Origin of the sequence: Alkalicaulis satelles (assembly GCF_008630495.1) — a bacterium.
GTDB lineage: Bacteria > Pseudomonadota > Alphaproteobacteria > Caulobacterales > Maricaulaceae > Oceanicaulis > Oceanicaulis satelles.
On the sequence record NZ_VWOJ01000001.1, the window covers coordinates 422,473 to 445,937 of the forward strand.

22 protein-coding genes are annotated in these 23,465 nt (G+C 68.6%); 11 read left to right on the forward strand and 11 right to left on the reverse strand.

The features are described from left to right. Nucleotides 1–371: 371 nt before the first annotated feature. A complete protein-coding gene (eno, locus tag F1654_RS02045) occupies nucleotides 372–1,649 on the forward strand; it encodes a phosphopyruvate hydratase (protein ID WP_150021834.1) in 1,278 nt (425 codons plus the stop codon). Nucleotides 1,650–1,652: 3 nt separating this feature from the next. Here eno and F1654_RS02050 read toward each other — a convergent pair whose 3' ends face one another. From F1654_RS02050 to F1654_RS02075, 6 genes are all read right to left on the reverse strand, one after another. Next, nucleotides 1,653–2,711, reverse strand: a complete 1,059-nt coding sequence (locus F1654_RS02050) for a phosphotransferase (protein WP_150021835.1) — start codon at nucleotides 2,709–2,711, stop codon at nucleotides 1,653–1,655. A gap of 53 nt (nucleotides 2,712–2,764) precedes the next feature. Further along, nucleotides 2,765–4,444, reverse strand: a complete 1,680-nt coding sequence (locus tag F1654_RS02055) for an amidohydrolase (protein ID WP_150021836.1) — start codon at nucleotides 4,442–4,444, stop codon at nucleotides 2,765–2,767. Nucleotides 4,445–4,512: 68 nt separating this feature from the next. Next, nucleotides 4,513–6,558 (reverse strand): hypothetical protein, encoded by a 2,046-nt coding sequence (locus F1654_RS02060; protein ID WP_150021837.1) that lies wholly within the window; start codon nucleotides 6,556–6,558, stop codon nucleotides 4,513–4,515. Beyond that, a complete protein-coding gene (locus tag F1654_RS02065) occupies nucleotides 6,558–9,278 on the reverse strand; it encodes a DUF4159 domain-containing protein (RefSeq protein ID WP_150021838.1) in 2,721 nt (906 codons plus the stop codon). The genes F1654_RS02060 and F1654_RS02065 overlap by 1 nt, the downstream gene beginning before the upstream one ends. Further along, nucleotides 9,275–10,162, reverse strand: a complete 888-nt coding sequence (locus F1654_RS02070; RefSeq protein WP_150021839.1) for a DUF58 domain-containing protein — start codon at nucleotides 10,160–10,162, stop codon at nucleotides 9,275–9,277. Before F1654_RS02070 ends, F1654_RS02065 begins: the two co-directional genes overlap by 4 nt. A gap of 27 nt (nucleotides 10,163–10,189) precedes the next feature. Continuing rightward, on the reverse strand, nucleotides 10,190–11,188 hold the full coding sequence (locus tag F1654_RS02075; RefSeq protein ID WP_150021840.1) for an AAA family ATPase: 999 nt from the start codon (nucleotides 11,186–11,188) through the stop codon (nucleotides 10,190–10,192). A 93-nt stretch (nucleotides 11,189–11,281) separates the two neighbouring features. Here F1654_RS02075 and F1654_RS02080 point away from each other — a divergent pair, with 93 nt between their 5' ends. From F1654_RS02080 to F1654_RS02110, 7 genes are all read left to right on the forward strand, one after another. Then, nucleotides 11,282–11,836 carry a DUF1285 domain-containing protein gene (locus tag F1654_RS02080; protein ID WP_150022525.1) on the forward strand — a complete coding sequence of 185 codons (555 nt, stop codon included), beginning with the start codon at nucleotides 11,282–11,284 and terminating at the stop codon, nucleotides 11,834–11,836. Beyond that, entirely contained in the window at nucleotides 11,833–12,507 is a 675-nt protein-coding gene (locus tag F1654_RS02085; protein WP_150021841.1) for an NUDIX hydrolase, read from the forward strand. Before F1654_RS02080 ends, F1654_RS02085 begins: the two co-directional genes overlap by 4 nt. Further along, nucleotides 12,504–12,827, forward strand: a complete 324-nt coding sequence (locus F1654_RS02090; protein WP_150021842.1) for a hypothetical protein — start codon at nucleotides 12,504–12,506, stop codon at nucleotides 12,825–12,827. The genes F1654_RS02085 and F1654_RS02090 overlap by 4 nt, the downstream gene beginning before the upstream one ends. 9 nt (nucleotides 12,828–12,836) lie before the next feature. After that, nucleotides 12,837–14,066 carry a CCA tRNA nucleotidyltransferase gene (locus F1654_RS02095; protein ID WP_150021843.1) on the forward strand — a complete coding sequence of 410 codons (1,230 nt, stop codon included), beginning with the start codon at nucleotides 12,837–12,839 and terminating at the stop codon, nucleotides 14,064–14,066. After that, nucleotides 14,063–15,529: a hypothetical protein gene (locus F1654_RS02100; RefSeq protein ID WP_150021844.1), complete on the forward strand. Its 1,467-nt coding sequence runs from the start codon at nucleotides 14,063–14,065 to the stop codon at nucleotides 15,527–15,529. Before F1654_RS02095 ends, F1654_RS02100 begins: the two co-directional genes overlap by 4 nt. Before the next feature lie 79 nt (nucleotides 15,530–15,608). Then, a complete protein-coding gene (locus F1654_RS02105) occupies nucleotides 15,609–15,767 on the forward strand; it encodes a DUF4160 domain-containing protein (protein ID WP_233205149.1) in 159 nt (52 codons plus the stop codon). After that, a complete protein-coding gene (locus F1654_RS02110) occupies nucleotides 15,748–16,020 on the forward strand; it encodes a DUF2442 domain-containing protein (RefSeq protein WP_150021846.1) in 273 nt (90 codons plus the stop codon). Before F1654_RS02105 ends, F1654_RS02110 begins: the two co-directional genes overlap by 20 nt. On the opposite strand, the gene F1654_RS02115 is transcribed toward F1654_RS02110, so the two are convergent. Both F1654_RS02115 and F1654_RS02120 read right to left on the reverse strand, forming a co-directional pair. Beyond that, nucleotides 16,006–16,782 carry an enoyl-CoA hydratase gene (locus tag F1654_RS02115; RefSeq protein ID WP_150021847.1) on the reverse strand — a complete coding sequence of 259 codons (777 nt, stop codon included), beginning with the start codon at nucleotides 16,780–16,782 and terminating at the stop codon, nucleotides 16,006–16,008. The genes F1654_RS02110 and F1654_RS02115 overlap by 15 nt on opposite strands. Nucleotides 16,783–16,804: 22 nt before the next feature. After that, nucleotides 16,805–17,857 (reverse strand): strictosidine synthase family protein, encoded by a 1,053-nt coding sequence (locus tag F1654_RS02120; protein WP_150021848.1) that lies wholly within the window; start codon nucleotides 17,855–17,857, stop codon nucleotides 16,805–16,807. Nucleotides 17,858–18,053: 196 nt separating this feature from the next. On the opposite strand from F1654_RS02120, the gene F1654_RS02125 reads away from it, so the two are divergent. Further along, nucleotides 18,054–18,245, forward strand: coding sequence for a (2Fe-2S)-binding protein (locus tag F1654_RS02125; RefSeq protein ID WP_150021849.1), 192 nt, complete (start codon nucleotides 18,054–18,056; stop codon nucleotides 18,243–18,245). 12 nt (nucleotides 18,246–18,257) lie between these two features. On the opposite strand, the gene F1654_RS02130 is transcribed toward F1654_RS02125, so the two are convergent. From F1654_RS02130 to F1654_RS02140, 3 genes are read right to left on the reverse strand one after another with little or no spacing between them, the layout of a single operon-like run. Beyond that, nucleotides 18,258–19,271: a fumarylacetoacetate hydrolase family protein gene (locus F1654_RS02130; protein WP_150021850.1), complete on the reverse strand. Its 1,014-nt coding sequence runs from the start codon at nucleotides 19,269–19,271 to the stop codon at nucleotides 18,258–18,260. Continuing rightward, the gene (locus tag F1654_RS02135) at nucleotides 19,268–19,930 is read right to left on the reverse strand and encodes a carbonic anhydrase (RefSeq protein ID WP_150021851.1); all 663 of its coding nucleotides are present in this window, start codon (nucleotides 19,928–19,930) and stop codon (nucleotides 19,268–19,270) included. Before F1654_RS02135 ends, F1654_RS02130 begins: the two co-directional genes overlap by 4 nt. Nucleotides 19,931–19,937: 7 nt before the next feature. Next, nucleotides 19,938–21,068, reverse strand: coding sequence for a homogentisate 1,2-dioxygenase (locus F1654_RS02140; RefSeq protein ID WP_150021852.1), 1,131 nt, complete (start codon nucleotides 21,066–21,068; stop codon nucleotides 19,938–19,940). 148 nt (nucleotides 21,069–21,216) lie between these two features. On the opposite strand from F1654_RS02140, the gene F1654_RS02145 reads away from it, so the two are divergent. Continuing rightward, nucleotides 21,217–22,197: an aspartate carbamoyltransferase catalytic subunit gene (locus tag F1654_RS02145; RefSeq protein ID WP_150021853.1), complete on the forward strand. Its 981-nt coding sequence runs from the start codon at nucleotides 21,217–21,219 to the stop codon at nucleotides 22,195–22,197. Continuing rightward, nucleotides 22,197–23,465 carry a dihydroorotase gene (locus F1654_RS02150; protein WP_150021854.1) on the forward strand — a complete coding sequence of 423 codons (1,269 nt, stop codon included), beginning with the start codon at nucleotides 22,197–22,199 and terminating at the stop codon, nucleotides 23,463–23,465. The genes F1654_RS02145 and F1654_RS02150 overlap by 1 nt, the downstream gene beginning before the upstream one ends.

The following is a 23,465-nucleotide window of genomic DNA, read 5'->3' on the forward strand; positions in this document are numbered from 1 at the left end:
CCCCCTCTCCCCTCCCTGAGGGGAGAGGATAAAGGTGAGGGGTGCGGCGCTCAGCTTTCCAAATGACAGCGCCTTCACCCCTTCCGCCCCTCGCTTCGCTCGGCGCACCTCCCCCATCAAGGGAGAGGAATGGGCTTCGCGCCCGCGTTTGAAGTGTTTTCACGCCATCCATTCCCCTCGCGTTTTCCCGGCGAACGCCGGGATCCAGATTCACCGGCGCCCCTGGGCCCCGGCTTGCGCCGGGGAAACGCATGGTTCGAAGCTTTAAGCAAAATCACCCTCCCCCGCTGCCGCCCGTGCGCGCGGGGGCCTTTGCGCAAGAGCCGGGCTGGGGTATCACGCGCGCCATCATCTCCAAGGGGGCCCAGACCATGAGCGCAATCATCGACATCAAGGCGCGCGAGATTCTCGACAGCCGCGGCAATCCCACCGTTGAGGTGGATGTGCTGCTCGATGACGGCTCCATGGGCCGCGCGGCGGTGCCCTCTGGCGCCTCCACCGGCGCCCATGAGGCGGTGGAACGGCGCGATGGCGGCCAGCGCTATGGCGGCAAGGGCGTGCGTGAGGCTGTCAGCGCCGTGGAGACCGAGATTTTCGAGGCGCTGGTGGGCATAGACGCGGCCGAACAACGCGTCATTGACGAAGCCATGATCGAGCTGGACGGCACGCCCAACAAGGCGCGCCTGGGCGCCAATGCGATCCTGGGCGTGTCGCTGGCCGCGGCCAAGGCGGCGGCCCAGGCGCGCGGCCTGCCGCTCTACCGCTATCTGGGCGGGGTGAATGCGCGCATCCTGCCCGCGCCGATGATGAACGTCATCAATGGCGGCGCCCATGCCGACAATCCCGTAGACTTCCAGGAATTCATGGTGATGCCCACCGGCCTACCCAGCTTTTCCGAAGCGCTGCGCTGCGGGGCGGAGATTTTCCACGCCCTCAAATCCACCCTGAAACAGGGCGGCTATTCCACCAATGTGGGCGATGAGGGCGGGTTCGCGCCGGACCTGAAAAGCGCCGAGCACTGCCTGGACGTGCTGATGGGCGCCATCGAGACCGCCGGCTACAAGCCGGGCGAGGATGTGGTGCTGGCGCTGGACGTGGCCTCCACCGAGTTTTTCCGCGACGGGCGCTATGTGATGGAAGGCGCGGGCCGCACCTGCTCTTCGGACGAGTTCGCGGCCTATCTCAAAGAACTGGTGGAGGCCTACCCCATCGTCTCCATCGAGGACGGCATGGCCGAGGATGACTGGGCGGGTTGGACCGCGCTCACCGAAGCGCTGGACGGCCAGTGCCAGCTGGTGGGCGATGATCTGTTCGTGACGAACCCTGAGCGCCTGTGGCGCGGGATCGAGGAAGGCGCGGCCAACGCCCTTCTGGTCAAGGTCAACCAGATCGGCACGCTGTCGGAAACCCTGGACGCGGTGGAGATGGCCCTGCGCGCAGGCTATGGCGCGGTGATGAGCCACCGTTCGGGCGAGACCGAGGATTCCACCATCGCCGATCTGGCCGTCGCCACCAATTGCGGGCAGATCAAAACCGGCTCGCTGGCGCGGTCGGACCGCACCGCCAAGTATAACCAGCTCCTGCGCATCGAGGCGGAGCTGGGCTCGGCGGCGGCCTATGCCGGGCGCACGGCGATCTCGGCGGGGTAAGGCTTACGCCCTCTCCGCAATGCTCCACGCATAATCGGCCATGGGCCCCACCAGGGCGCCGAGTTCCTTGGCGCGCTCGTTGGAGGCATTGCCCTGCAGGGCGCGGGCATAGACGCCCTGGGCGATGCCGGCCAGGCGGAAGATGTTGTAGGCTATATAGAAATCCAGCTTGGGGATGCCGTCCCGGCCGGTGCGCCGGCAATAGGCGGCCACGTATTCATCCTCGGTGGGGATGCCCAGCGCCTTGAGGTCGACGCCCAGGAAGCCCGAGCGGATGTCCTTGGGCGTGCGCCACTGCATCAGCTGATAGGTGAAATCGGCCAGCGGATCGCCCAGCGTGGAGAGCTCCCAGTCCAGCACCGCGATGACGCGCGGCTCGGTGGGATGGAAGATCATGTTGTCCAGGCGGAAATCGCCGTGGACGACGCTCACCCGGTCCTGCTCAGGCGCGTTGGCGGGCAGCCATTCGATCAGCTTGTCCATGGCCGGTATGGATTGGGTCTCGGCGGCCTTGTACTGCTTGGACCAGCGCCCGATCTGGCGCTCGAAATAATTGCCCGGCTTGCCGTAGTCCGACAGCCCCGCCGCCGCGATATCGATGGAATGCAGCTGGGCCAGCGCCGCGTTGGAGGCGTCATAGATCGCCGCGCGTTCCGCCGGCTGGAGGCCCGGCAGGTAGGGATCCCAGAAAATCCGGCCCTCGACGAAATCCATTACATAAAAGGCCGTGCCGATGACCGCCTCGTCCTCGCACAGCGCATGCATGAGCGGGGCGGGAAAGCCCTGCGCCTCCAGGGCTTTCATCACGGTGTATTCCCGATCCACCGCATGGGCGGACGGCAGGAGCTTGCCCGGCGGCTTGCGGCGTAAGACATAGGCGCGGCCCGGCGTGGTGAGCTTGTAGGTGGGATTGGACTGGCCGCCCTTGAACTGCTCGACGGTGAGCGGCCCGGCGAAGCCGTCCACATGGGCCGCCATCCAGGCCTCAAGGGCGCCCTCGTCGAATTTCAGCGCATCGGCGACCTGCTTGACGCCCGAAAAGGCCTCTTCCAGTTGCGACATGGGCGTACTCCAAAAAACGTTGACTTCAATTCAAACGGTTACCGATCAGGGGCTCAAGGCTGGCTGTCAGCGGCGCGCCAGGCCACCTGCCCGTCCAGCACGGTCATCACCGGTCGCGCATGGCGCAGATCGAGATCGGGCGCGGCCATCAGATCGGTGTCGAACACCGAGAAGTCGGCGATAAAGCCCGGCGCGATGCGGCCCAGGCGCGCTTCCTCGCGCACGGTGAAGGCCGGCCATTGCGTAAACAGGCGCAGCGCCGTGACCCGGTCCAGCGCCTGATCGAGATTCCAGCCCTCGCCGGCAAACCCGTCCAGATCGCGGCGCACCGCGGCGGCGTAGAACTCGATGCGCGCCTCGCCGCGCTCCACCGGCGCGTCGGACCCGCCCGCGATGACCGCCCCGCTCTCAACCAGCGAGCGCCAGGCATAGGCGCCTTCCAGGCGCTGAATGCCGATGCGCGCGGGCGCAAAATGCAGATCGCCGATGGCGTGGCTCGGCTGCATGGAGGCGATGACGCCCATCTGGCCAAAGCGCGGGATGTCGTCGGGGTGCAGCACCTGGGCGTGTTCGATGCGCCAGCGCGGGTCAGCAAAGGCGCGCGCCTCGGGCGGGGTCTCCTCGAACGCCGCCTCCATCCAGTCCAGCAGGCGGCGGTTGCCCGCATCGCCAATGGCGTGACCGGCCAGCTGCACGCCATCCTCCAGCGCCCGGCGCATCAGGCCGGACGTGTCCTCGTCGCGCGCGATGAATAGGCCCGTGGAGGCCGGGGCATCGTCATAGGGACGCAAGAGCGCCGCACCGCGCGAGCCCAGCGCGCCATCCATATAGAACTTGATGCCGCGCGCGGTGACGCGGCCCCCGCCCTCATTGAGCACCATGCGCGCAGCCACCGCGTCATAATCCTCCGGATTGGCGTAGGCGTGCACGCGCAGAGGCAGGCGGCCCTGATCGGCCAGCGCGATCAATATGTCCACATCGTCAAAGCGCATGGTCATGGTGTGGGCGCCGGTCCAGCCCGAGGCGGCCAGCACCTGCGCCCCGATCTCGTAGGCGCGCGCCCGCGCCTCGCCCTCGGGCTCGCGCAGGAAGCGGTAGAAAGGCGCCATGGCGGTGTCGATGATCATGCCGGTGGCCGCGCCGGTCTCGTCACGCAGGATCTCCCCGCCCTCGGGATCGGGCGTATCCGCGGTCACGCCCGCCTCGGCCAGAGCCGCCGAATTGGCTACCAGCGCGTGCCCGTCCGCGCGCACCAGCACCACGGGCGTGTCCGGCGCCACGGCGTCGAGATCAGCGGCGGTGGGAAAGCGCCCTTCGGGCCAGTGAGTCTCGATCCAGCCGCGCCCGGAAATCACGTCGGAGGTTTCGCGCGCCGCGTCAGCCACCGCAGCCTGCAGCTCGGCCACCGAGCGCACGTCTTCGAGATTGAGCGTCAGCTCGCGCATGCCCACGCCCAGGATATGTACATGCGCGTCGGTGAAGCCGGGAAACATCGCCGCCCCGGCCAGATCAATCCGCTCGGTCTGCGGGCCGATATGGACGCTGCATTCAGTCTCGGACCCGGCGCACAGGACCAGGCCCCGGGCTGTCGCCACCATCTCGATTTCAGCGCTGTCCGGCCCGCCGGTATGGATGACCCCGCCTGAAAACACGGTTTCAGCGAGCGTGTGAGAGGGTGTTTCATTACACGCGCCCAGCGCCAGAATCGCCAGACCTGTCAGCATGATGCGCATGGATCGCCCTCCCCGGCGCGGCCAATGAGGCGCGCACGCTAGCGCGCGCCGCCCGGCGCGGCCAGCCTCTAGCGCCCTTCCCGGCGCCAGGCGCCCGCCAGCAGGCCCAGCATGAGCACCGCCAGCAACAGGCCCGGCGCCAGCGGCGTGCGCTCGGCGCTCATCACCACATAGGCCTCATTGCGCTGCAGCCCGGCCCAGTCCGGTCCGGCCTGGCGCGCGCCCGCACGGGTGCGCCGCCAATCAGGCAGATTGACGCCGGGTCCCAGCGTGAACACCCCGCCGCCGCTGGCGTCAGTGAGCATGGAGAGCCCTTCCGGGTCCGGGCGCAGATCGGCGAACTCGCGCGGATTGAGCGGTCCGGAAGCCGTGACGGCGGTGAGATCGCCCGAGCGCAGGCGCACCAGGCCCTGTTCGCTGGCTTCGGTCGAAGCGGTGAAGCGCCCCGGCTCGGCCTCGCTCATCTCCAGCGTCTCGCTGGCGCCGGACGGCCATTCCACCTCCAGCGGCGGGGCGTCCTCGTCCAGCGTGGTGCGCGTGACCGAAAGCTGGCCGCCCGAGACGCTCGCTGTAAGACGCTCCTCGTCCAGTTCGGGCTCGCCCATCAGCCAGTGCGCCACGCGCCGGAACAGCTCGTCATGCGGGCCGCCGCCCTCATAGCCGCGCGCCCACAGCCAGGCCTGATCGGAGAGCAGCACGGCGGCGCGCCCCTCTCCGGCCCGCGCCAGCGTCAGCAAGGGTGCGCCGTCCGGGCTTTCCAGAACGGTCTCGCCAGAGACCGCCCGCCCGCCAATGCGCCGGTGCCAGGGGCCCCAGTCGGCTTCCCCGCCCGCCATGGGCGCGGTGACCGGATGGCGCGCGCCAGCCTCGGAGATGCGCGGCGTGAAGCGGCCGGGAATGACATTGCCGTCGGGTGAAGCGGGCAACACGCCCGCCAGCGCTGTGCGCGCCAGGCTGTCGGGTCCGGCGAAGGGCGGCCCGGTGGTGACCAGCAAGGCGCCGCCATCCTCCACATAGCGCGCGATGTTCTCGAAATAGAGCGGGCGCAGAATGCCCCGGCGCCGGTAGCGGTCGAAGATCACCAGATCAAATTCATTGAGGCGCAGCTGGAACAGCTCGAACACCGGAAAGGCGATCAGGGCGAGCTCGTCAGCGGGCACCGAGTCGTCCCGGTCCAGCGGGCGCAGAATGGTGAAATGGACCAGATCCACGCTCGGATCGGACTTTAACAGATTGCGCCAGGCCCTTGCGCCATTATGGGGTTCTCCGGTGATCAGCAGCACGCGCAGCCGGTCGCGCACGCCGGTGACGCTCACCGCGGCGCGATTATTAATGAGGGTCAGCTCCTCTTCGCCGGGCTCGACTTCCAGCTGGACCACATTGGGGCCGCGATTGCGGATTTCGGCCTGCACCTGCACTTCGCGCCCGATGGCCACCCGGGCCTGTATCGGTTCGCCGCCATCTACTGACAGCGTCACCACCGCCGTGCCGCCGGGATCAGCCTCGTCCTCCACGCGCAGGGTGAAGGTCACCTGCTCACCCACCAGACCATAGCGGGGCGCCTCCGAGACGATCAGGCGCCGGTCGCGCGCGTCCGGATCACCGGTCATCAGATGATGCAAGGGCGCATTAAGGCCCAACACATCGCCATCGGACGGCGCGTCATGGACCTGGCCGTCCGAAGCGATGACCACGCCCGCCAGCCGTTCGCGCGGAATACCGGCGAGACCGCGCTGGATCACGTCCATCAGGCGGGTGCCGTCCGGCGCGCGCCCGCCCCTGACCTCCACCATCTCCAGCGTGGCGTCGCGCTCGGAGAGATCGCGCACCGAATCCGCCACAGCCTCGGCGGCCCCGGCGCGCCCGTCCACATCCATGGAGGCGCTGTCATCGATCACCACCAGGGCGATATCGGTCAGCGGATCGCGCGCCTCGCGCACCAGGGCGGGGTTCAGAAGCGCAATCGCCAGACCCGCCGCCGCCAGCGCCCGCCACAGCCAGCCGCGCAAGCCCCGCGCCAGCGCCAGCGCGGCAGCCGCCACCGCAACAGCTGTCAGACCTGCGATGAGCGGGACCGGCAGGAGGGGCGAGAGGACGAGGCTGGCCGCGTCCATCAGCGCCGCCCCAGACGTTGCAGGATGGCGGGCACGTGCACCTGATCTTCCTTGTAATTGCCGGTCAGGGCGTACATGGCCAGATTGACCCCGAAGCGGTTGGCCATCTCCCTCTGGCGCTCGCCGCCTTCAACCGGCGCCAGCGGGCGGCCCGCCTCATCCACCGCCCAGGCCGAGGCCCAGTCGGCCGAGCCGATGATCAGGCCCGATACGCCATCGCGGGCCGAGCCGTCGGGATTGGCCTCCACCCACACCTCCGAGCCCGCAAAACGGCCGGGATAATCGCTCAGAAGATAGAAGGTCTTGCCCAGCACATGATCGCTGGGGATGCGCTGCAGGGGCGGCACGTTGAGGCGCTCCAGCGTGCGCAGGAGTCCCGGATGGGGCTGGCGGGAACTGGCCGCATCGCGCCCGTCGCGGGTGTCGAACACGATCATCCCGCCCGACTGGAGATAGGCGCTCACGCGCGCCGCCGCCGCTTCGGAAAGAGCCGGCGCGTCCGGCGTCAGCGGCCAGTAGACCAGCGGGAAGAACAGGATTTCATCGGTCTCGATATTCACGCCCGCCGGCGCGCCCGGCTCCACCGCGCTGCGCCGCCGGCTCTCTCGGGAAATCCCGGCAAGGCCCGCCCGGCTGATGGAATCAATGCGCGCATCGCCGGTCATGACATAGGCGAAGCGCACTTCCAGCGCGTGTTCCGCGTCATCCGCCAGCGCCTCGCCCTGCATCGCCAGCCCGGCGGCCAGAAGCATCGCCGCGCCCGTGCTGGCGCTGCGCAAAGGCACGCGCGGCAGACGTCCCGACAGCGCCAGCGCGATCAGCACGTCGGCGGCCAGAATGATCAGCGCCAGCGCCAGCAGCACGCCGGTCAGGCGCCGCTCGCGCGCCTCGCCGCGCGTCTCATAGCTCGCCCCGGGCAGATCGCGCGCCAGGGGCGCCAGTTCATCGCCCGGCCGCATCACATTGAGCGCGGCGCTGGCCGCGCCGAGCGTATAAATCCCCGGCGGGGTGCGCGCGCCCGCACGCGCTTCGGTGAAGGCGTCCGCCGGGATGGGATCAGCATCGCCGCGCGCATCGGTCAGGGCGCCCGCCCCGTCCAGCATGCGCTCCAGCCGCCAGGCGCCGCCCTCGATGGAGGGCGTCTGCGCCTGCGCCCCGCCTGCCAGCGCCAGCACCCGCTCCAGCATGGCCGGGTAGAGCCCTGACAAAGGCAGGCTCGACCAGTCCGGCCCTGCGGTGACGTGAAACAGCACCAGCCAGCCATTGCCGCGCCGGTCGGCGGTGACCAGCGGCGTGCCATCTTCCAGCCGCGCCCAGACGCGCGCATCCAGCGCCGGACCGGGCTCGGCCAGCACCTGGCGCGTCACGCGCACCTCTTCAGACACCGAAAGCCCGGCAAACGGCGTGTCGTCCGCGAAGGCGGCCACGGGCTGGGGCGCGTCCCAGGCCATGGCGCCGCCAAACAGCCGTCCGCCCTCGCGCAAGGGCGCCGGGATCAGATCGCCGCCGCGCACCGCCATGCGCGGTCCGGCAAAGCGCACCACCAGCCCGCCCGCCTCCAGAAACGCAGCGATGCGCGGGTCCTGCGCATTGGCGGCGTCCACGATGACCAGACCTGCCGGTTCGGCTTCCAGCACCCGGTCGAGATCGCCGGTCACCAGTTCGGATATGCCCGCCAGCGCCTGGCGCGCATAATGCAGATCAGAGAGCAGCGGCTGGCCGTCCTCGCCCCCGCCCTCGGCCTGCAGCAAGCCGATGCGCGGCCGGCGCCAGCGGTCGCCCATCACCTGCACGGCGCCCGCGGAGGCTTCGCCGTCAATCACCACCCGGGTGATGCGGTTGCGCATGTCCAGCGGCAGGCGCGCCTCGGCCCGCACTGCGCTGGCGCCCGCCGCGAAAACGGCCTGCGCGCGCGCCAGCGCCCGCCCGTCAGCGCCCAGCGCGGTGACGGACACTGGCAGCTCGCCGCGGCTGTCAGCGCGCCGGATCACGGCGGCGAAGCCGTCCGGCTCGGCCTCGATGGCGGCCAGGCCCAGCGCGCCGGTCCCCGGCTGGGGCGTCACCACGCGCACGGGCCCGTGCTGATAGGCGGCGCGGCTCAAAGCCCGGTCGCCCTCCCCGCCCGACACGCCGTCGGATATCCACAGGGTTTCAAGCCGGGCAGGCGCGCCCGATTGCTCCAGCGCCGCGCTGACGCGTTCGGCCGCTTCGGCCCGGTCCGGCGCCCAGGCGCGCGGCTGATGGGCGTCCAGACGGCTCAGCGCCTCGCGCGCATCGCCAAAGCGCGGCGCATCAACCGGGCGCGGCGACGGTGCGGTGAAGATCAGCGCCGCCGGGCGGCCATCGGCCCGCGCGCCCTCCAGCCTTGAGCGCGCCTCGGCCTGCACCGACGGCCAGGCCGCCGCCGAGGTCCAGCCGTCATCAATGATCACAAGCAGCGGCTCATCGCCGCCTGCGCCCGTATCGGGCTGCCAGACCGGGCGCGCCAGCGCCAGGATGATGATGGCGGCCAGAAACAGGCGCAGCGCCACCAGCCACCAGGGCGTGGTCTGCGGGCTTTCCGGCGTGCGCGCCAGACGCTGCAATAGGCGGATGGGCGCAAACACCACCGAACGCGGCGCAGGCGGCGTGGCGCGCAAGAGCATCCATAGCAGAGGCAGCGCGATCAGCGCGGACAGCGCCCAGGGCGCAGCAAAGGCGAGTGGTCCCAGAGAAATCATGATCGCTCCGGATCCAGAGCCTGATAGAGCGCCATCACCGCCGCGCCCGCAGGGCGGTCGGTGCGGTGGGTGATGAGGCGCCAGCCCGCGCGCCGGGCGAGATCGCGCAGCGCCTCGCCATGCTCAGCCCACAGCCGGGCATAGCCCTCGCGCGCCGATTCCGCCTTGCCGAACAAGAGTGTGTCGCCCCCGCCCGCGGTTTCAAACCGGGTGCGGCCCTGGAAGGGGAAGGCCTCTTCGGACGGATCGACCAGCCGCAGCAAGACCCCGCGCGCGCCCGATGCCGCCAGTGCGGAGAGCCGCTGCGCCCAGGTCTCGGGCGGATCGAGGAAATCGCTGGCCAGTACAAGCCGCGCATGGCGCGGCAGATCAGGCGCCTCAACGCTGGAGACCGAGCCCGGACCGTCAGCCAGGGCGCGCGCCGTGATTTCAAGCCCGGCCCGGCCGCCCCGCGCCCGGCCTGTCTCGCCCAGCGCCGCCACCCGTTCGCCGCCGCGCACCAGCAGGCTGGCCGCCGCCATCAGGCACACCGCACCGCGATCCTGTTTGGTGGGCAGGCCCGCACTGCCCGCCGACATGCCCGGCGAGCCGTCGCGCCAGAGATAGATGGCGTTGGCCGCCTCCCATTCGGTCTCGCGCACGAACAGATGGTCGCCCCGCGCCGAGCGGCGCCAGTCCACGGCTCTGGCGCCATCCTCGGCGCGGTGACGGCGGTATTCCCAGAAGGTTTCGCCCGATCCGGCCTGACGCCGGCCATGGGCGCCCAGCGCCACGCTGGACGCAATGCGTTCAGCCTCGGCCAGCAGTGCGGGAAAACGTGACGCGGCCCGCTCCGCTTCGCGGCGGAGCCTGTCGGGTCGCGAGGGGGCGCGGGTCGGGGCCATGGAGGCGATGGGCTATCCTTATGGCGTTCAGGCCGCTTCGGCGGCGAGCCGGTTGATCAGGGTCTCCACCGCCAGGCCATCGGCCCGCGCAGCGAACGTCAGCGCCATGCGGTGTTTCAGCACCGGCTCGGCCAGCGCGATCACGTCTTCGGTGGACGGCGCCAGACGGCCCTGCAAAAGCGCGCGCGCACGCACCGCCAGCATCAGGGCCTGGCCGGCGCGCGGCCCCGGCCCCCAGGCGACGCCCTCGCGCACATCGGCGTGCGAAGACCGGTCGGGACGCGCGCGCTCCATGAGGGAAAGGATGGCATTGAGCACCGTCTCGCCCACCGGCATGGCGCGCACCAGCTGCTGCAGCGCGGCGATCTCGTCCGGCGTCAGCACGGCGACGGCCTGATCCTCATCGGTCCCGGTGGTGGCCAGAAGGATGGCGCGCTCATCCTCGCGCGAGGGGTAAGGCACGTCGATCTGCATCAGGAAACGGTCGAGCTGGGCTTCGGGCAGCGGATAGGTGCCCTCCTGCTCGATCGGGTTCTGGGTGGCCAGGACATGGAAGGGCCTGGGCAGGTCATGGCGCTGGCCGGCCACGGTGACGAAGCCTTCCTGCATGGCCTGCAAGAGCGCAGCCTGGGTGCGCGGGCTCGCCCGGTTGATCTCGTCAGCCATCAGCAGCCGGCAGAAGACCGGGCCGGGAATGAAGCGGAAAGCCCGCTTGCCGTCCTTGCCCTCCTCCAGCACTTCAGAGCCGAGAATATCAGCCGGCATCAGGTCGGGGGTGAACTGCACGCGCTTGTCATCGAGCCCCGTGACCACGGCCACCGCATGGACCAGCCGGGTCTTGGCCAGACCCGGCGCGCCCACCAGCAGGCCATGGCCGCCCGACAGGATCACCGCCAGCGTGCGCTCGACCACTTCGTCCAGTCCGATAATGGAGCGGGCAAGGGATGCACGCGCCTCGGCCAGGCGCGCCGCAGCCGCATCTGCGCGCGCGGCGATGTCTGCGGAGTCTTTCATCGAGCTGGACATGACCCTAAATCCTTCAGAGCAAGACCTTGAGGCCAAACATGGCCGCAGCCTGCCGAGGTGTCCATGGCCACGCCTGACCATGACCAAGATGCAATGCAGTCGCTGATGAAGGCGGCCGAGGCCGCTGGCGGCGCGAAAGGCTATCCGCCCGTAGAGCGCTGGGAGCCGGAATATTGCGGCGAGATGGACATGGTGATCCGCCGCGATGGCAGCTGGTGGCATGAGGGCACGCGCATCGGGCGCGAGCGCCTGGTGCGCCTGTTCGCGCGCATATTGCGCAAGGATGAGGACGGCGAGACCTATCTGGTCACGCCCGTTGAGAAGATCCGCATCGAGGTGGAGGCCGCGCCCTTCATCGCCGTGCGCGTCGATCACGAGGGCGAAGGCCGCGATCAGAAACTCGCCTTTCTGACCAATATGGACGACGCCGTGCCCGCCGGCCCCGATCATCCCATCCGGGTCGAAACCGGCCCGGACGGGGAGCCCGAGCCCTTTGTGCGGGTACGCGGGCGGCTGGACGCGCTGATCACGCGCGCCGCCTTCTATGATCTGGCCGCCCTGGCCGTACCCGGCCAGGATGATCAGGGCCGCAAGGTGATGGGCGTGTGGAGCCGGGGCGTTTTCTTTCCGCTGGGGCCGGCCCCGTGAGCGCGAAGCCTGCGCCGGGCGCAGACGCCATACTCGCCCGGCTGACGCGCGTGCTCGATCCGGTGGATGCGCGGGTCAGTGCGCCGCACTATGGCGATGGCGATCTCAACGGCGCGCCCTCGCCCACGGGCCGCAAGCTGCGCCCGGCGGCCGTGCTGGCGCTGCTGGTGCGCGAGGAGGATGTTTTGCGCATCCTGTTCACCCGCCGCGCCGATCACCTTCAGGCCCATGCCGGACAGGTCAGCTTTCCCGGCGGGAGCCAGCTGGCGGGCATGGAAAGCCTGGCCGAATGCGCACTTCGTGAAACACATGAGGAAATCGGTTTAGCGCCATCGAATATTTCACTTATCGGTCGGTGGGAAAGCTATGAAACCGTGACCGGGTTTGAGGTGACGCCGTTTCTGGGCGTGGCCGAGGCCGGGTTCACCCTGACGCCTGATCCCGGCGAGGTGGCCGAGGTGTTCGAGACGCCCTTCGATTTCCTGATGAATCCGGCTAACCACCGGCTGGAAGAGCGTGAATTCCGGGGCATGCTGCGGCGCTATTACGCCATGCCCTGGCAGGGACGCTATATATGGGGCGCCACGGCGGGCATGCTGCGCGCCCTGTCGCGGCGCTATGCCGAGGGCCGCCCGGGCGGTCTGCAATTCGCGGGGAAGGCTGCACGATGATCCGCATGATCCTGATCACGGCCCTGGCCTTCATTGTGCCCTTTATCGTGTGGCAGATCGCGGCCCGTGCTCGCGGTTTCGAGGGCCGCGCGCCGCTGGGCTGGCTATCGGCGGCGGGCGCGGTGACGGCGCTGTTGACCCTGACCATACTGGCGATGACCACCGGCGGCAGCGCTGATCGCGGCGAGGGCCACGCGCCGCCGCGCATCGAGCGCTCCCCCACCCCGCCGGGCCATCTCGGCCCGCGCGTGCGCGAGCCAGAGCCCGAAGAGCCGTCTGAGCCTGAAGAGCCGTCTGATTCTGACGATCCCGGCGGCTAGGAGCGGGTCATGAGCAAGGCCCGTCTCGATCCCCGGACACATGACTGGCTCCAGACCGGCCCGGCCAGCGTGGTGATGGAGGCGATCAGTCCGGGCGCAAGCGACCGGGCGCGTTTCGTCGGCGGCTGCGTGCGCGACGCGCTGCGCGGCGAGCCGGTCGGCGATATCGACATCGCCACACAGCTCGCCCCGGACGCGGTCACGGCTGCGCTGGAGGCCGCCGGAATCAAGGCGGTCCCCACCGGGATCGAGCACGGCACGGTGACAGCGGTCGTCAATAGCCAGCCGGTGGAGATCACCAGCCTGCGCCGGGATGTGTCCACGGACGGGCGCCGGGCGGTGGTGGCGTTTACGCAAGACTGGGCCGAAGACGCATCCAGGCGCGATTTCACCCTGAACGCTGTCTACGCCCGGCGGGACGGCAGCCTCTTTGATCCCTTCGACGGCGCCGCCGCCGCCCAGGCGGGCCGCGTGGTGTTTATCGGCCAGGCGCAAGCGCGCATCGAAGAGGATTATCTGCGCATCCTGCGCTTTTACCGCTTCAGCGCCTGGATGGCTCAGGGCCTTGACCCGATAGGGCGCAAGGCGTGCGAGGCGCTGGCGCCCAAGCTGGCCTCCCTCTCGGCCGAACGGGTCTGGAAAGAGCTCAAACGCCTGCTCTCGGCGCCCGATCCGGGGGCTGTCATTGAAGCGATGCACAAAGGTCACGTTCTGGACGTGGTCTGGCCCGCCGCCCTCGACTTCAAGCTTTTCTTAAGCATAATTAACAGTGATCGAGGGAAGTCACGCCCGCCCGATGCGCTTGTGCGCCTTGCGGCGCTGGCGGGACAGGATGGGGACATAGTGGCGACTTTATGCGAGCGCATGAAGGCTTCACGGGCTGAACACGCCCGTCTGGCCGCCATGACCGGCCCGGCGCCCGAGAAGGCCGGTCCGGTGCGCGCGCGCATGAGTCAGTCCGATCTGGGCCGGGCGCTCTATCATCTGGGCGCGCAGGCCGTCAGCGACCGCCTGCGGCTGGATGAAGCGCGCACCGGCGATGACGCCAGCCCCGCCCTGGCGCAGGCCGCCCAGTGGCGCAAGCCGCGCTTTCCGGTCTCGGGCGAGGATCTGATCCGCGCCGGCCTCACCCCCGGCCCTGAGCTGGGCGCGCGGCTGGAGGCTCTGGAGGAGCGCTGGGTGGCCTCGGGCTTCACCCTCACCCGTGAGGATCTTCTTGGCCGGGAGGACCCGGCATGAGCGTGACCGAGCTGTTCAGCCAGCGCTATCAGGCCCGCATCGGATGCGGCGATCTGTTCCTGGAAGACCTGCACCTGCACGATTACCGCGCGGTGGAGCAGAGCGCTGACGAAACCAGCGAGACGCCTGCATCGCGCCTGAGAGAGCATGTCCAGCGCGAAAGCGACATGCGCGAGCAGGTCAAGCGCGCCATCGGCAACGTCAATGAGCAGCGCGCGGTCAAGGATTTGCCGCGCCGCGCCGCCAAGCGCATGGCCGACGCCTATCAGCAGCGCAGCGAACACGCGCTGTCCGAGGTCGCCATGGCGGGCCTGGACTGGCTGTTCGAATATTCCGGGCAGCCGCCGGCCATCGAACCGGTCAAGGATGATCCTTACGGCCTGCCGGCCAATCTGCTGGTCTTTGATTTCGTGGAGATGTTCTTCGACCTGTTGCCGGGCGAGGAGCAGCTGGATTTCAGCCGCGATCTCAACGCACGCCTGCAGCAGGGCCAGTCGCGCTGGTATTTCCAGCTCGGCCGCTGGCGGCGCAATGACTGGCCGCACGACCGCGACAGCCAGTTCGACCACATTCTCCTGTCGCTGAAGCTCCAGTCGGACGCAGCGCTACGCCGCAAGGCCAATCTGGAAAGCTCCGGCGAGAGCGTCGCGTTCGATCCCCAGGCCGCGGCTGCGGCGCTGAAGGAAGCCGCGCGCCGGCTGTGGGAGGCCGACCAGCTCCTTTCCTCCGACCTGTTGTCGGACAAGATCCGCCACGCCGCCGCCGTGCGCGCCGCGCGCCAGGCCTTCGACGCCTGCCTGAAAAGCTTTGGCGGGGTGGTGCGCGGGCCCTTCGTGCGCGCCAAGCCGCCGCGCGAGCCGCGCCGGCGCTTCGGGATCGCCGCCCGGCGCAGCGAAACGCCCGCGAAAGGCGTGATGAAAGGCCCCGAGGAGCCGCTGGCGGCCGCCTACCGCATCAAGCGGCTGGGCGAGGCGCTGGCCCAGGGCCACGGCATTGAACGCGCCGAACGGCTGAAACTGCTCGAACGGGCCAATCTGGCCGAATTCGTCATGCGACTGGTGCTGTTCGGCCTGCCCCCCGACAAGCCCGACGCCGATGACGCCGAATCCGATGAGGTGCGCCGCTATTCCAGGCTCACCCGCACCGAGACGCCGCCTGCCATCGGCGGGCGCAAGCTCGGCCATGGCGAGGGCAGCCTTCACCTGCAGCTTCAGGACAAGGCCACGGCGCGCCTGGCGGTCGACCTGATGGCGCGGCTGAGCCAGTTCGCCACCGGCGCGGCCACCAGCCATCCCGAGGGCGACATGGCCGGAGAGCTGCCCGCCGCCGCCTTCTCGCGCCATCCCCGCCAGGCCGATCTCGCCCGCCAGATTTTCTGGCGGCGCGTGGGCTATGGCGCGCTGCTCCTGATCTGCGCCGCCGGCCTTGTCGGCCTCGGCCTGATCGCCGGAACGCGGCTGTAAATTGCCAACCCTGTTCCGACATGGCCCGTATAGGGTATACTTCTACAGTCACGAACCTAATGAACCGCCGCACGTGCACGTGGATCGTGATGATTTGAGCGCAAAGTTCTGGCTAACGCCCGTGTCTCTAGCGCGGAACGCCGGTTTCGGCACAAGAGAACTGACACGGCTTCACCGCCTGATTTCGCAACATCAAGCCGACTGTCTGGAGCGATGGCATGACTTCTTTGGCCGCTAACGCCGATATCCGGATCGCCGGTGCGCGCATCGTGGAGGAGGCTCTGGTCGTCGATCTGATCGACGGGCGCTCGATTTCTGCGCCGCTGAGCTGGTTTCCACGGCTTGCGAAGGCGGAGCCGGAGGCTCGCCAGCGCTTCGAGATCGCCGGCGCCGGTTACGGGCTGCACTGGCCCGAGCTAGACGAGGACATCAGCGTTGAGGGTCTGCTGCGCGGCGCGCCCAGCCCGGAAAGCCGTTCACCCTGTCTTTGAGAAATCGGGCGCGCGGCGTTCGAGGAAGGCGTTGACCGCCTCGCTGAACTCGGCCGAGGACAGCTGGCGGGCGAACACCTCGCCCTCGGTGCGGATGACGGCCATCAGCGCGTCCTGACCGGCGGTCATGAGCGCCTTGGTCTGGCGCAGCGCCTCGGGCGCCTTGGCGGCCAGAATTTGCGCGCGCGCCATCACCTCGCGCTCCAGATCGTCCGGCGCATGAACCGCATTGACCAGGCCCTTGGCAGCGGCCCGCTGCGCATCCCAGCTTTCGCCCAGCATCAACAATTCGTTCGCCACAACCCGCCCCGCCAGGCCCGGCAGCAGTACCGACGAGCCGAATTCGGGCACCAGGGCGAGATCCACGAACGGCGTGCGGAACACCGAGCGGTCGCTGGCGTAAGCCAGATCGCAATGGAGCAGCAAGGTCACGCCGATCCCGATGGCCAGCCCGTCCACCGCCGCGATCACCGGCTTGCGGCAGGCCATCAGCGCGCGCATGAAGCGCTCCACCGGCGGGGCGTCGCCGCCGCCGATATGGGGCGGCGCCTCCATGAAATCGATCAGGTCATTGCCTGCGGTGAACACGCCGGGCGCGCCTGCGATCACCACCACGCGCACTGAATTGTCCGTATCCGCCCGCTCCAGCCCCTCGGCCAGCGCCGTATACATGGCGCGGGTGATGGCGTTTTTCTTGGTCGGGCGGTTGAAGCGCAGGGTCATGATCCCGGCGTCAAGCCCGGCTTGGATATCGTGCGTCATGGGGCCTTCCTGGATGGATGAATCAGCCGTCATAGGGGCAGAGCAGGACGTGAGCGTCAAACACCGCGCCCACCGCCAGGCGCCCGTCATGCACCGCACCCACGCTGGCCGAATTGATCAGCGAGCCATCATTCATGAACACGGTGCGCTGCTCGCCGGTCTGCGGGTCCAGGCGCATGACGATCGACGGCGCCAGCGCGCTTTCGTCCTCGGCATGAGCCAGAAACGCGAAGACCTGCACATTGCCGCCCACATAGAGCGCGCCGTCCGGGCCGATCTCGATATTGTCCGCGCCCAGCGGCATGCGGTGGCGGGCGGTGCGGGTCAGCTCACCGCTGGCGATATCGCGGTCAAACACCTGCACCTCGCGGCCCAGGAAGGCGGCGGCGTAGAGCTGGCGCCCGTCTGCGCTGACATTGATCCCGTTGGCGTAGATGAAGCCGCCCGCCGCCTTGCGCGCCGAGCGGCCGTCGAAATAGGCCACATTGCCCAGCGGCAGGCCGAGAAACGCCTCCAGATAACCCATGGGCGTATCGCCGAAATAGGTATCGTTGGTGATGTAGAACTGGCGCGGCCCCACCCCCACCACATCATTGGGGCTGCGGATCACCGGATCGGTGACGGTTTCCAGATGGGTGAGCGCGCCGCCCTCGCCGATATCATAGATCAGCACCTGGCTGCCCGAGGCGGGATGGCTGATCACGAACAGGCGCGCCATCGCCTCGCCGTCCGGCCCCTGCCCGCGCCACAGGCTGATGCCGTGGGGGCGGAAATCGGCGGGCGCATCATTGGACACCCGCCGCACCAGGTCCGGATTGGCCGGATCAAAGACGTAAATCCCGTTGGTCTGGGCCATGCTTCCTGCGCGCCGGTCCTGGGCGGAGACAAAGGCGAGCCCGGTGACCGGATCGATGGTCACATCCTCGGTCCCGGGCGCCACCGGCACGCGCACACAGCCCTCAGTCCCGATCTCGCTGACCGGCGTCAGCGCGCCGGACGCCGGAATGACCACATAGGCCATGCGCGCGCCGATCAGCGCCACGATCACGCCCAGCCCGATCCATACAAAACGCATGACGCCCTCCCTCGCCGCACAAGCGCTATCGGTAAACGGCGTTCACACTAGCCGGTCCAGGCCGCGGACAAAACCTGAAACTTGCCTCTGCATGCGCGCAGTTGACATTCATTCGCAAAACAGGCCTTATGTTCCTGCGAATGATTTGCGCCTGCAAGGCTCATCCGCCTTCAGGCCCTCACCGGACCCGACGCCCATGTATGTGTGCCTGTGCAACGCCCTGAAATGCCGCGACATCAAGTCCGCCGCCGAGAATGGCGCGCGCGATGCGGCCTCGGCGTTCAAGGCCTGCGGCGCCAAGCCGCGCTGCGGCCGGTGTCTGGAAGAAGCCACGCGCATGATCACGGCGATGGGCGCAGCGCCCGCCCATATGGTCCCGGCCGAGTAGTCCCGGTCAGATCTAGCGGGCGTAACGCACCACGGTCTGTTCGATCGCGCCGAAGATCGATTTTCCGGACCGGTCCAGCATTTCAATACGCACCTGATCGCCCGGGATCATGAAGCGCGTCTTGGGCGCGCCGTCATAAATGGTCTCGATCATGCGGATCTCGGCGATGCAGGAATAGCCCTTCCCGCCTTCGCTGACCGGCTTGCCCGGCCCGTCGCCCAGCTTGTTGGACACCGTGCCCGATCCCACGATGGTTCCGGCCGTCAGCGGGCGGGTTTTGGCCACATGGGCCACCAGCTGGGCGAAATCGAACGTCATGTCGACCTGGCAGTCGGGCTCGCCGAACACCGCGCCATTGAGCCAGGAGCGCAGGGGCAGATGCAGCTTGCGCCCGTCCCAGGCCTCGCCCAGCTCATCAGGCGTCACCGCCACGGGCGAAAACGCCGTGGGCGGCTTGGACTGGAAGAAACCGAACCCCTTGGCGAGCTCGCCCGGAATCAGGCCGCGCAAGCTCACATCATTGAGGATCATGATCAGACGGATGGCGCCGGCGGCCTCCTCCACCGAGCACCCTTGCGGCGCATCGCCGGTGACCACGGCCACTTCCGCCTCGAAATCGAGCCCCCAGCTATCATCAGCCAGCGGGATATCCTCGCGCGGCGCCAGGAAGGCGTCCGAGCCGCCCTGATACATCAGCGGATCGGTCCAGAAGCTCTCGGGCAGCTCCGCCCCGCGCGCCTTGCGCACCAGCTCCACATGATTGACGTAGGCCGAGCCGTCCGCCCACTGATAGGCGCGCGGCAGGGGCGAAAGCGCGTCGCGCTCATGGAAACGCTCGCGCGGGATGGTCTCGCGCTCCAGCTCGTCCGCCAGGGTGCGCAGGGCCGGCTCGGCTTGCGCCCAGTCATCCAGCGCCGCCTGCAGGGTCGGCGCGATATGGGACGCGTCCGCGCACCAGGCCAGATCACGCGAGACCACCACCAGGCGCCCGTCACGGCTGGCGGATTTCAGTGTGGCGAGTTTCATGAGTGTTCCTCCGCACCGGCATCATCGGCGTCTTCAATCTCTACCGGAACGAAGCGGCCCTCGCCATCCATCCACTCCAGCGCGCCGTCGGCAATGCCGAAGCGGGCGCCGTGCAGGGTCACCCGTCCCGTCTCGACCGCCTCGGCCACGAACGGAAAACCGGTGAGCCGGACAAGGGAATGGCGGATGGAGCGCAGCTCCAGATCATCGCACAACGTCTCTTCATCCACGTCTGCACCCAGCGCAGCGCGCGCCTCCGCACAGGCTGGCGCCAGCGGGTCGAGCCAGCGCTCGATGAACTGGGTGCCCTTCGCCGCGCCGGTGGCTGCAGCATGGACGCCGCCGCACTGGCGGTGGCCCAGCACCACGATGTGTTCGACTTTCAGCGACTTGACGGCGAATTCCAGCGCCGCCGACACGCCATGGTGCGCGCCGTCCGGCTCGTAGGGCGGAACCAGATTGGCCACATTGCGCACGATAAACAGCTCGCCCGGCCCGGCATTGAAAATGGCGGCGGGATCAACCCGGCTGTCGGCGCAGCCGATCACCAGCACGCGCGGCGACTGGCCCTTGGCCAGATTGCGCCAGATACGCTGCTTCTTCTCAAATCGTTCGGCGCGGAACTGCGCGTATCCGGTCTTCAGCTGATCGGGTATCAAAACGCCCCTACCCCTTCCACGAATTCACGTATTCGGGATTCTCCACCCCCGCCGCATCAGCGCCCACATTGAGCGGATCGCGGGTGTCGATCATCACCGCATATTCGTCCGTCGCCGGTTTGGACTGGGTGAGCATGTTTTTCAACGCCTTGGGGTGCGGTCCGTGGGTGAAGCCCGACGGGTGGAAGGTCATCATGCCCGCATCGATATTGTCGCGGCTGAAGAAATCGCCCGCGTGATAGAACAGCACCTCGTCATAATCGTCATTATTGTGGAAAAACGGCACTTTGAGCGCGCCCGGATCGGTCTCGAAAGGGCGCGGCGCGAATGTGCACACCACAAACCTGTCCGCCAGGAAGGTGGTGTGGGCGCTGGGCGGCACGTGATAGCGATGGCTCATCAACGGGCGGATATGGCGCACATTGATGCGCACCGGATGCAGCTCGCCATGCCAGCCCACCGCGTCCAGCGGGTTGTAGGGATAGGTGATGACGCTGACCTGGCCGCGCTTCTTCACCTCCACGCGCCATTCATGATCGGCGTCCGCCTGCTGGGCGCGGAAAGCCTCGTCCATGGCCGGCACATCGAACAGGGCCGGATCAAAGATCGCGTGCGGCCCCACCAGGCCCTTGTCGGGCAAGGTGTAATGGCTGTTGGTCGCCTCGATCATCAAAATGTCGGCGCGCCCTGACGGCGCCAGGCGCCACATGGTTCCGCGCGGCAGGACGATATAGTCGCCCGCCTCGAACTCCAGATGCCCGAAATCGCAGAACAGCGCGCCCTCGCCGCGATGGATGAACAGGATCTGGTCGCCGTCGCCGTTGCGCGCCAGCGCGGGCATGGCCCCGTCCAGGCGCCAGAAGCGCACATCGCACGCAGCATTGAACAGCACTTGCGAAGAGCCCCAGGGCGAAGCCTGGCCGCCCTGCAGCTTGTTGAGATCAAAGGCGTGGGGCTTGAGCGGGCCTTCAAAGTCCGACCAGCCGGTGGGCGGGCGCTTGTGGTGCAGGAAGGCGGCGGGGCCGAAAAACCCCTCCTTGCTCATTTCGCGCTCATACGTGCCTTCGGGCAGGTCGGCGTGCGCCTGGCGCGAGGCGATGCCTTCGGTGCGCGAGGCATAGATCCATTTGCGGGCCATGAGGGGTCTCCCGGTCGAAGCGGCTTTGCCGGTCAAATTAGTTACATTTGAAACCAAATGGAAGCGTCAGGCCGCGCCGGTCCGGGCCGGTGTCTTGCTCCTGGACCCGAGCGCGCCTATACCCCGCCCGATGCATGCGCGAGGGCCCATGAGCCGGACCGGTTTCAGCTACGATTTCCCCCACGCCAGCCTGGTGTCCATCGGCGATCTCAACCCGCTCGATGTGCGCATGATATTCGAGCGCAGCGCCGTGCATTTCGACAATAACCGCGCCGGAACCCGCGCCGAGCGCACGCTGGACGGCGCCACGCTGATCAATCTGTTCTTCGAGAACTCCACGCGCACCCTGGCCAGCTTCGAGATCGCGGCCAAGCGCCTGGGCGCCCATGTGATCAATTTCTCCGCCGGCAGCGCCTCCATCTCCAAGGGCGAAAGCCTTGAAGACACGGCCCTGACCCTGGCCGCCATGCGCCCGGACCTGCAGGTCGTCCGCCATAGCGCAGCCGGCGCCGCCCAGTATTTCGCCCGGGTCACCGGGGTCTCCACCGTCAATGCCGGGGACGGCGCCCACGAACACCCCACCCAGGCCCTGCTGGACGCCTTCACCCTCACCCGCCGCTGGGGCGAAGTGGGCGGACGGCGCATCCTGATCGTCGGCGACATTCTCCATTCGCGCGTGGCGCGCTCCAATGTGGCGCTGCTCAACATGCTGCATGCGGATGTGCGCCTGTGCGCGCCCGCGACGCTGCTGCCGGAAGACGCCGACCGCTGGGGCGTGCAGGTCTTCCATGATCTCGACGAGGCGCTTGAGGGCTGCGATGCGGTGATGGCGCTGCGCATCCAGCGCGAGCGCATGAGCGGCGGGCTGATTCCGTCCGACCGCGAATACCGCGCCCTTTACGGCCTGGACCATGCCCGGCTGGAGCGGGCGGCGCCGGGCTGTCTGGTCATGCATCCCGGTCCCATGAACCGCGGCGTGGAGATTGATGGCGCGCTGGCCGATGACCGCGAACGCGCGGTGATCCTGGAACAGGTGGAAGCGGGCGTGGCGGTGCGCATGGCGGTGCTGGAGCTGATCAGCTCGGCCTCGCCCAACCAGCGTTATGTGTCTGATTCCGGGGACGCATAATGAGCGCGCTCCTGTTCGCCAATGCGCGCCTGATCGATCCGGCCTCACGCCATGACGCGCCCGGCGATCTGCGCGTGCGCGGCGGGGTGATCGCCGAGATCGCGCCCCATATCGCGCCTGAAGCGGGCGAGCGCGTGATCGATCTGGACGGCATGGTCCTGGCCCCCGCCCTCATCGATGCGCGCTGCCGGGTCAATCCGGCCAGCACCGGCGCCGCCGGGATCGAGGCCGCGGCCCGCGCCGCCGCCGCAGGCGGGATCGGCACGCTGATCCTGGCGCCCGATAGCGGCGCAGGGCTGTCGCGGCCTGAACATTTCGCCCCGCTGGAAGCGGCCGCCCTGACCAGCCCGGTCCGGCTCTTGCCGGCGGGCCTTGCCATCGACAGCGCCGGCGAGATGGGCGAGATCGGCCTGATGCTGCGCGCAGGCGCGGTCTATGTGGGCGATGGCGGACGGCCCGAGCCCGACACCCGGCTGGTGCGCCGCACCCTCTCTTACGCCGGCGGATTTGACGCCTGGACGGCGCTCACCTGTGAGGATGCCGCGCTTGCACGCAATACCTGCGCCCATGAGAGCGATCTGTCCATGCGCATGGGCCTGCCCGCCCGCCCGGCCGCCGGGGAGCGCCTGGCGGCCGAACGCGCCGCGGTGCTGGCCGAGCTGACCGGCGCGCGCATTCTTCTTGACCGGATCACCACAAGCGCCGCGCTTAAAGCCCTCGACGCGGCCCGCGCGCGCGAACTGGACATGGCCGCCACCGTTCCGGTGACCCACCTGATGTTCAATGAGCTGGATGCAGGCGGGTTTGACGCCCGCTACCGGCTGGAGCCGCCCCTGCGCAGCGAGGCCGACCGCCTCGCCCTGATCGGCGCCCTGAAAGACGGCGCCATCAGCGCTATCGTGTCCGACCACCGCTTCTGCACCGGCGAAGCCAAGGCCCATCCCTTCCCTGAAGCCGAACCGGGTTCGGCCAATCTGGAAGCCCTCCTGCCCGCCCTCCTGACCCTGTGCGCCGAAGGCCGGCTTGATCTGCTGGACGCGCTCTGGCCCGTCACGGCCGGCCCCGCCGAGCTGTTCGGGCTGGATCAGGGCCGTCTGGCGCCCGGCGCGCCGGCCGATCTCATCGCCTTCGATCCGGACCATCCCGTGATCCATACCCCCGGCGCGCGCGTCTGCGCCGCGTCCAGCGCCTTCGATAATCGCCGCCTGACCGGAAAACTCTTGCTCACGGTCGTGGAAGGGGCGATCATTCATCAACCTGAGAGTTAA

Excerpts from the sequence above, each read along its gene's own strand:
- F1654_RS02130 (WP_150021850.1), bottom strand. The coding sequence starts at position 19,271 with ATGAAACTCGCCACACTGAAATCCGCCAGCCGTGACGGGCGCCTGGTG.
- F1654_RS02060 (WP_150021837.1), bottom strand. The coding sequence starts at position 6,558 with ATGGACGCGGCCAGCCTCGTCCTCTCGCCCCTCCTGCCGGTCCCGCTC.
- F1654_RS02110 (WP_150021846.1), top strand. The coding sequence starts at position 15,748 with ATGACTTCTTTGGCCGCTAACGCCGATATCCGGATCGCCGGTGCGCGC.
- F1654_RS02055 (WP_150021836.1), bottom strand. The coding sequence starts at position 4,444 with ATGCGCATCATGCTGACAGGTCTGGCGATTCTGGCGCTGGGCGCGTGT.
- F1654_RS02125 (WP_150021849.1), top strand. The coding sequence starts at position 18,054 with ATGTATGTGTGCCTGTGCAACGCCCTGAAATGCCGCGACATCAAGTCC.
- F1654_RS02115 (WP_150021847.1), bottom strand. The coding sequence starts at position 16,782 with ATGACGCACGATATCCAAGCCGGGCTTGACGCCGGGATCATGACCCTG.
- F1654_RS02070 (WP_150021839.1), bottom strand. The coding sequence starts at position 10,162 with ATGGCCCCGACCCGCGCCCCCTCGCGACCCGACAGGCTCCGCCGCGAA.
- F1654_RS02150 (WP_150021854.1), top strand. The coding sequence starts at position 22,197 with ATGAGCGCGCTCCTGTTCGCCAATGCGCGCCTGATCGATCCGGCCTCA.
- F1654_RS02145 (WP_150021853.1), top strand. The coding sequence starts at position 21,217 with ATGAGCCGGACCGGTTTCAGCTACGATTTCCCCCACGCCAGCCTGGTG.
- F1654_RS02075 (WP_150021840.1), bottom strand. The coding sequence starts at position 11,188 with ATGTCCAGCTCGATGAAAGACTCCGCAGACATCGCCGCGCGCGCAGAT.
- F1654_RS02095 (WP_150021843.1), top strand. The coding sequence starts at position 12,837 with ATGAGCAAGGCCCGTCTCGATCCCCGGACACATGACTGGCTCCAGACC.
- F1654_RS02065 (WP_150021838.1), bottom strand. The coding sequence starts at position 9,278 with ATGATTTCTCTGGGACCACTCGCCTTTGCTGCGCCCTGGGCGCTGTCC.
- F1654_RS02100 (WP_150021844.1), top strand. The coding sequence starts at position 14,063 with ATGAGCGTGACCGAGCTGTTCAGCCAGCGCTATCAGGCCCGCATCGGA.
- F1654_RS02050 (WP_150021835.1), bottom strand. The coding sequence starts at position 2,711 with ATGTCGCAACTGGAAGAGGCCTTTTCGGGCGTCAAGCAGGTCGCCGAT.
- eno (WP_150021834.1), top strand. The coding sequence starts at position 372 with ATGAGCGCAATCATCGACATCAAGGCGCGCGAGATTCTCGACAGCCGC.
- F1654_RS02120 (WP_150021848.1), bottom strand. The coding sequence starts at position 17,857 with ATGCGTTTTGTATGGATCGGGCTGGGCGTGATCGTGGCGCTGATCGGC.
- F1654_RS02140 (WP_150021852.1), bottom strand. The coding sequence starts at position 21,068 with ATGGCCCGCAAATGGATCTATGCCTCGCGCACCGAAGGCATCGCCTCG.
- F1654_RS02090 (WP_150021842.1), top strand. The coding sequence starts at position 12,504 with ATGATCCGCATGATCCTGATCACGGCCCTGGCCTTCATTGTGCCCTTT.
- F1654_RS02080 (WP_150022525.1), top strand. The coding sequence starts at position 11,282 with ATGCAGTCGCTGATGAAGGCGGCCGAGGCCGCTGGCGGCGCGAAAGGC.